Annotated in this window: 6 protein-coding genes; all 6 read left to right on the top strand. The window is 38.7% G+C overall.

Features of this window, described 5'->3' with window-relative positions; translation table 11 throughout:
- Positions 1-598 precede the first annotated feature (598 nt).
- The 6 genes from RWN13_RS23380 (at position 599) to RWN13_RS23355 (ending at position 8015) form a co-directional block, all read left to right on the top strand.
- Positions 599-2083: an ABC transporter permease gene (locus RWN13_RS23380; RefSeq protein ID WP_314068626.1), complete on the top strand. Its 1485-nt coding sequence runs from the start codon at positions 599-601 to the stop codon at positions 2081-2083.
- Between the two features lie 15 nt (positions 2084-2098).
- Positions 2099-2773: an ABC transporter ATP-binding protein gene (locus RWN13_RS23375; RefSeq protein ID WP_314068624.1), complete on the top strand. Its 675-nt coding sequence runs from the start codon at positions 2099-2101 to the stop codon at positions 2771-2773.
- A complete protein-coding gene (locus tag RWN13_RS23370) occupies positions 2766-4106 on the top strand; it encodes a PASTA domain-containing protein (RefSeq protein ID WP_314068622.1) in 1341 nt (446 codons plus the stop codon). The genes RWN13_RS23375 and RWN13_RS23370 overlap by 8 nt, the downstream gene beginning before the upstream one ends.
- Positions 4107-4172: 66 nt before the next feature.
- Positions 4173-4835, top strand: coding sequence for a response regulator transcription factor (locus RWN13_RS23365; RefSeq protein WP_314068618.1), 663 nt, complete (start codon positions 4173-4175; stop codon positions 4833-4835).
- Entirely contained in the window at positions 4832-6280 is a 1449-nt protein-coding gene (locus tag RWN13_RS23360) for a HAMP domain-containing sensor histidine kinase (protein ID WP_314068614.1), read from the top strand. The genes RWN13_RS23365 and RWN13_RS23360 overlap by 4 nt, the downstream gene beginning before the upstream one ends.
- A 184-nt stretch (positions 6281-6464) precedes the next feature.
- A complete protein-coding gene (locus RWN13_RS23355; RefSeq protein ID WP_314068612.1) occupies positions 6465-8015 on the top strand; it encodes a cell division site-positioning protein MapZ family protein in 1551 nt (516 codons plus the stop codon).
- Positions 8016-8094 lie beyond the last annotated feature (79 nt).

The raw sequence follows: 8094 nt of genomic DNA, 5'->3' as shown, positions 1-8094 counted from the left end.
AACTTGCAACATCCCTCAATATTTTGAATGAAGGAATTAGCTGACTTAAAAGCTGTCGATCAGTGATTTTATCAATACTAACGGGTCAGGCATAGTTAAATGGGGCTGAAAATGTAGCAGAACTTGCAACAAACCTTTATTTTTTGAAACAAATTGATGAGTCTTTAATGTCAGTCATGCTTCACACCATTCTTTCAAGAAAAGTAGTTACTGAATGTAGTAAGAGCTACAGCCCAGTTTGTTTTTTTAAGATTCTTAATGAACGATTGCAAATCAACATTCGTTCATCTATCTTGCCATAACCAAATACTTATCGAAAACCGAGAATTGCTAATCACTTAGGTCAAATAATCACCTATATTATAACACATTCGTCGATTTCAAGCGATCGCTTTCTTTTTGTTGGATAAATTAAAGGAGTGTTAAAAAAAGTCTTAATTGCCAAAGTTATTTGAATAATAATCAATCAAATAAATGAGTATCTTGCCAAAAAAATCCGTGAAAATATCTTTATGACCTCCACACTTTGTCTTTACACTGGCTTCATATTGGCTTGATAAGATGCTAGTAGATTAACTAAAGGAGGCATTATTATCAGATGAACTTTGCAAAACGAGCATTTTTAAGTATTACTAGAAGAAAAGGTAGGGCTCTTATTTTATTCGCAGTTGTCTTTATTTTGGGCAATTTAATTGCAGGGGCGATTTCCATTCAACAAGCGACGCAAAATGTGGAAAAAAGTATTAAGAAACAATTAGGTGGGACAGCTTCCATTGAAGTAGATATGAAAGTTTACGAAGACGCTATGTCAAGTGGTGAGAAGGTGGAAATTGAGCCATTAAAAGAGGATTTGATCAAACAAATCGGTAGTTCTAATTATGTGAAGTATTATGATTATAATATGGAAACTTATGGCGGCGCCAAGGATATCAAAGCATTCGCACCTCCAAAGGAAGGCAATGAGATGATAAGTGGCGAGATGAAAGGGTTAGATTTTGCTTTAAAGGGTGTACAGTATGCACCAATAATGGATATTAAAGAGAAAAAAGCGAAACTAGCGGATGGACGGGTCTTTACCGAAGAAGAAATAGAGAAAGGTAGCAATGTGGGACTTATTTCCAAAAAATTGGCGGAAGAAAATAATTTAAGTGTGGGCGATACGTTTATCTTTCAGAGCAATGTATTTGATTTTGGGACGACCTATGATCCAAATGCAGAACCAATAGCCACGCGGGATGTGCCGATTGAAATTATTGGGATTTTTGAACCTCTTGAAGCGGAGAAAAAGACTGACGATGAGACAAAAAAAGCCGATCCAATGGCTAGCTTTTATAATACTCAATTCCAAAATACCCTTTATGTGCCAAACGGGGTAGTATCAAAAGAGTCAACCTTCAAAACAGAAGAACTAATGAAAGTTAATCCAGATGCGAGTGAAGAGGCCTCTTATCTGCCAAAATTTGTCCTGAAAAGTCCTGAGTCTGTGGATGCTTTTAAAGAGGAAACTAACCCACTAGTGCCAAAAAACTATAAATTAAGTGCTTCAACTGATCAATACAATGCCATTGCAGCTCCAATTAAATCCATGTCTAAATTATCCGGTTATGTACTAGTAGCTGCCATAGGGGCTTCTCTTTTAATCGTCAGTTTAGTTGTTTTATTGTTTTTAAGAGATCGGAAACATGAGTTTGGTATTTATTTATCCCTAGGTGAAAAGCGGCAGCGTGTCTTAGGCCAAGTGATTATTGAGGTTTTAGTTGTGGCTTTTATCGCCATTGGTTTATCGGTTTTTTCAGGGAATTATTTAGCAAAAGGTATTTCCAGTTCAATGATCCAAAATCAAATCCAAGCCGAAGCCGAAAAAGAAGAGGCCGGTTCCTCATCTGGAATGGTGATGATTGCAGGGAGTGATCCAAACACATCTTCATTGTCAGCCGAGGGTGTCACGAAAGAATATCAGGTAAGTTTAAGTAGTAAGTACGTGATTAGCTTCTTTGTTATCGGACTAGGCACGATTTTAGTGGCAACAATTGCCCCGATGGTTTACTTGATTCGCTTAAATCCGAAGAAAATTATGATGTAGAAAGGGTGACGATGTATGACTATTTTAGAGACAAAACATATTGAGTATTTTTACCAAGATGGGGATCGCAAACGCACGATATTAAGTGACGTTAGCAATTCCTTTGAGAAGGGAAAATTTTACACTATTTTGGGGCAATCAGGATCTGGCAAGACGACCTATCTTTCTTTAATCAGTGCGTTGGATGTGCCTAAAGATGGAGAGGTTATCTATGAGCAACAAGATATAAAAAAGATGGGGCATGAAGAATACCGTCGTAATAAGATTGGTATTATCTTTCAGAGTTACAACTTGATACCATATCTAACGGCTGTTGAAAATGTCTTATTAGCCATGGCTATTACGGATAATGAGTTACCACCTAATCATAAAGATGTGGCTTATAACTTATTGGATTATATTGGCATTGTCAAAAGTAAAGCAGACCGAACTGTGACCCATTTATCAGGTGGGGAGCAACAAAGGGTGGCAATTGCTAGAGCACTAGCGACAAATGTGGATATTATTTTGGCGGATGAGCCAACAGGTAATTTAGATGAAGGAATGGAACAAGAAATTGTGACAGTTTTCAAAGAGCTGGCACATATTCACAATAAATGTGTCATCGTCGTGACTCACTCACAGGAAATTGCCAATAGTTCAGATCAGACCTTTTATTTAAAGGGAGGGAAGTTGACGCCATATGAGTAATTTTTTAACTAATTTCCAATCAGGTGATTACGAAAAAAATAAAGAAAAAGAAGTACCAGAAAAGCCTGACCGTTCTAAAGAGAATGGGGGCGTAGCAATCGAACAGAAGCTAGCTGATACGGAACTTGGCGACTCATCACAAGAAGAAGCGACAAAGATGGTTAGACGTCACTCTCAAGAGGAGACCGAGCATGATCCGACGTATCAAAAACGTCAGCGGAAGAAATGGTTATTGATAGGGTTGCTGGGAACGGTAGCAGTCGTTGCCATCAGTTTGACAATCTATCAGTTAAATCACGTGGAGATGCCTGACTTTAAAGGGAAAGCTATAAGTGATGTCCGAACATGGGCCGCTAAAAATAAAGTGACAGTCGAAACTAAATCGGACTATTCGGTAGAAAAAGAAGCGAATCAAATATTGAAGCAACCCGTCCCAAAAGGAAAAAAAGTCAGAAAAGGCCAGGAACTATCCTTCCTTATTAGTAAGGGGGCAGATCCGGAAGAACCCTTAAACTTACCAGACTTCAGCACTTTGTCTAGTGCTGCGGCGGAAGATTGGTTGAAGCAAAATAAAGTCGAGAATTTAAAATTGATATTGGAGTATAGTGAACAAATCGAAACCGGCAAATTATTGCGAACGGAAATCAAAGAAGAATTAAAAAAGAGTTTTAAACGGAAAGATAGTGGCACACTCTATTACTCTAAAGGTAAAGAAGTCTATCAGAAAGATATTGTGGTACCGGATTTTAGTAGCAAATTGAAAAGTGAAGTCGAAACTTGGGCAAAGAGTAACAGTATCCAGATGACTTATAAAGATGTTGCGTCTAAAGAACAAGAACTGGGCAAAGTCTTAAAGCAATCGATTGCTCCGAAAGAAAAAATTGCCAAAGAAACGAAGATGGAAGTAGAGGTCTCAGCCGGAAAGCCAATCGTCGTACCGGATTTTGAGACCTTAACACCAGAAGAAGCACTGGCTCAAAAGGGGGTCGAGGTGACGGTTAAGCACCAATACAGCAATGAGGTACCTTACGGGCAATTAATATGGCAAACTCTTCCTTCTGGGGCCGAGTTAACAGAAAAAGATGATTCAGCCATTGTGGTGACTTATTCAGAAGGCAAGCCATACTTAAAAGATGTCGTTGGTGAAACAGAAGGAGCCCTACAAAAAATCTTCTTTGATGAGTATCAGGCCAAAGGGGCTAATATTAACTATACGATTAAATATGTTAATTCAGAAGAGAAAAAAGGCACGGTTGTCAGCATGAGTGCTGTGAATCTGTATGTGCCAATGGACTATACGGTTGAAATTCGCATTAGTACTGGAAATCCATAAAAAAAACTGCCTAAGTAATCAATCTATAGTATGATTAACGTAACAATCCGAAAAGGAGCTATGAAGATGAGTTATAACATTTTATTAGTAGAAGATGAAAAAGAGATTCGCCGTGCAATGACCAATTTTTTGCGGCGGGAAGACTATAATGTCGTTGCCGTAGAAACTGGTGAAGAGGCATTGCGGGAATTTACAGAAACCGATTTTCACTTAGTTCTACTAGATATGATGTTACCGGGAATCGGTGGTGAAGAGGTGTTGGAGTGGATTCGCCGTAAGTCGGATGTGCCGATTCTGATTATCAGTGCGCTAAATGATGAATTGATCCAACTAGATGCTTTCGAGCAAAGTGTTGATGATTACATCGTCAAGCCCTTTTCCATGAATATTCTGGTTCACAAGATAGCCTCCTTGCTAAGACGGGTTTATGAGAAGCAAAAAAAAGAAATTTTATACCACGATCTAAGATTATTGGTCAATAATTATGAAGTTTATTATCAGGAACAGGCATTAGAACTAACGGTGAAGGAGTTTGAAATTTTACAGACCATGTTGTTAAATAGTGGCAAAGTTTACTCTCGAGAAGAACTGCTGACCGTGGTTTGGGGTTATGATTATTTTGGCGACAGTCGTAATATCGATGTGCATATTAAAAATATTCGCAAAAAGCTGCCTTTCGATTGCATCAAGACGGTTAAGGGCATTGGCTACAAGGTGGATCGGTTATGACTAGATTAATTGAGTTAATCAAAGGAAGGGTTAAACGAACTTCCCTTTACTGGAAGACATGGGTGATTACCGCTATCACTATTTTAATTACGATCGGGTTGTTCTTTTTGATATTTTCATTATTTGCAACCCGTTTCTTAGAGAATAATCAACAGAAAAAATTTGATCAAACTAGTAACCTGATTTTTAAAAGCGTGGAGAACGAAGGGTTGAATCAAGAGTTGTTAGAAAAATATATGATTGCTGGCTATAATGTGTTTATTAGTTACAATGGCCAATTGATCTACCCAGAGTATGCTGAAATTTCTTTTGGTTCAAGTAGCCCAAGTCCATTATTTGATGCCCAATCAATAGGTGAAGGGATTGAGGTTACGCCTTCAGATAGCATTGGTCAATTGGAAGCAGTCAGTGTGACGACAGTGCCACTAATGGAGGAGCGAACGGTGACTTATAAGGGAATTCCTTATTTGGTTCAGATCATGTATCCTGTGGCCGTTAATCAAGATGAAATAAAAGATGTTTTTTATTCGATTATTCCTTATTTTATCGTTATCGGGTTAGTCGTTTCATCGGTTATTTCTATCATCTACGCCCGTTATTTTTCGCGAAAAATAACTCATTTAAATCAAACGGTTCACAGTATGTCGACCAGTTCCGCTCCTATAACCTATGAAGCTCAGGAAGGCGATGAACTCCAAGACTTAGAGAACAGTGTTCATCACATGTACCAGGAATTACAATTTACCTTACAGAAATTGAATCAAGAGATGGACACCGTTAAACGGTTAGAAGAGGATCGTCAAGTCTTTATGCGTGGTGCAACTCATGAACTGAAAACGCCGATTATGGCAATGACTACCATGTTGGAAGGGATGATGGCGCAAGTCGAAGGATATGAGGACCGTGAGCATTATTTACAGGCTTGCTACACTCGCTTACAAAGCATGAGTCGTTTGGTCAATGAAATGCTTGAGGTTTCGCGTATTGAGTCAGTCATGTTCTCAGGGGAAATGGAACTGAAAAAAGCGACAGAGGAAGTTATTGAGATTTATGCCTATATGCTGGCAGATAAAGAAATTGAGTTGGAGACTGGTCATTTGACTAGCGGGCTGGTGCATATTCCCAAGCGTAATTTACAAAAAGTGCTGTCGAATTTAGTCGGAAATGCTGTGAAATACACACCGAATCAAGGTAAAATAGTCGTAATTTCCAATAATCAGGAATGGCAAATTCGTAATCAAGTCAAAGACAGCCAGCGTTTGAAAGAAACGAAAATTTTTGCACCATTTGTCAGCTTTGAGACGGAATGCAACAATGAGTTTGAAAAAAGTCATGGCTTAGGCTTGTATATTGTGGACACTATATTGACCCAGTATGGTTATCATTACAGCTGGGAAGTGAATGAGGTGACCTCAGAATTCATTTTTAGAATAAAACTTAATTAATGGAAAAACATCGAGCGATTGCCTTGCTATCACCAAGGTTGAGACCTTGATGTTTTTCTGTTACCTCTTAAATTAGCAGACAAAGCTAAATTTAGTTAACAAATCCCGTCGATTTTATGATAAACTAGTCTTGATTTGTAATCTTAAAAAATCTGAAAAATTAAAATAGGAATGTGATAAAACCATGGAAAAAGGAAAAAAATGCCCCAATTGTGGCTATGTCTCCACGAAGAATGAAGAGTTCTGTCCTAACTGTGACCGTTTTGAACCGACGTTTGAAGATTTTACGAAAGAGTTAGGCTTAGATAAAGGTCAGACACCAGAGGCAGAAGTAGTAGCGGTCGAACCGACTATTGAAGAGGAACCTGAAACTCCAGTGGCAGTCGAACCGGAAATCAGTGAGCCTGTGGCAGAGCCACCAGTTGTTCCAAGTCAGCCAATCGAAGAGCCAATGATTGAACCAATGGTTGAGCCAATACCAGAACCAACGCCAGAACCTCAAATCGAAAAATTTGCTGCTAAAGAAGTGATACCAGAAGATCCTTATGAGACAAAAGCTGATCCCGCGTCTAATGACAGTTTTGTCTCTAAGAAAGCTCCTGTAGCATCTCAATCTGAGATGAATGAGCCGACCCCACCGAAAAAGAATTACAATAAGATAATCGCCCTGGTGGTATTAGCCTTGCTTGTGATTGGCGGTAGTGTTTTTGGTTTTACTAAGTATCAAGCTAAAAAAGAAGCCGACCAAGTTGTGGCTATCAAAAAAGAGGCTGCTTTACTTGAAAATGATTTGGATAAATTGTATTTTAATGAAGAAAAGGTTTTTCTAAGTGAGAATTTTGACGGGGATACTTTGAAGGAGTTAGAGGGGCAAGTAGCCGATTTTAAAGAGGCTAAGTATGTGGCTGACTTAAAGCCTGTTGTAGCTGATTTAAAAGAGCGGGGTGATTTGCTAGTATCTGTTAATAACTTATTTAAAGAACCTCTTATTAAAGGGGATAAGCTAGTTGAAGGCAGCGTCTTGAAACAAGCTGAGGCAGTCGTTCCTAAAGGGATTGAAAAACCAGCTGATAAGTTTGAAGAATTAGTAAACAAAGGCTTAAAAGTAGCCAGCGATCAAGTGGCAGCCAATAAAAAAGCCAAAGAATTAGTGGCGAAAGTTTATGGAGACGATGCGAAAAAAGAAGCAACTCGTGCACAATATGATGAGGCCAAAGGGGCTGTGAAGAGCTTGAAAGACAGTTCCTTACAAAAAGACTATGATACTAAATTAGCAAAAGTAGATGCTCTAATCGTAGCAGAAGAGAAAAAAGAAACACAGCGTAAAGCAGATGAACAAGCAGCGGCCATCGCTCAAGCCCAAGCCAGCTTAACCGCTCAGGCACCTCAAACTCAAACGCCACAAGCAAGTGGTAGTCAAACAAATAATCAAGGGACCTATCGGACCGGGATTGCCTTACAGAATGAGAGCAGTGGAACTACTTATGGTGATTGGTCATGGGGTGAAGGAATTCAAGCTAAAATTATCAATGAATGTATCAGACGTGGTTACATTGTTGAAGGTGGTTATGAATTACGTCAGCGCATTATCATTAATGGTGAAGCCTATTACGATTTATTTGCAACCAGTACTCAATCATCCTTATTAAAAGATCGGTCTGAGTCTGAACTACCGATTTATCTAGTGACAATCAACGCTAAAACAGGTTGGTTTAAAGGTGAAGGTCCAAATTAATTAGTCAAACTCACTGTGTAAAGCGAAGCTGCTGAAAAACGAAGATATTCCTATCGTTTTCTTCTTTAGAGATAAAATA

It is taken from the genome of uncultured Vagococcus sp., from assembly GCF_963518325.1.
In the GTDB taxonomy this organism is placed as follows: Bacteria; Bacillota; Bacilli; order Lactobacillales; family Vagococcaceae; genus Vagococcus_D.
This window is presented reverse-complemented; position numbering and strand designations above follow the sequence as displayed.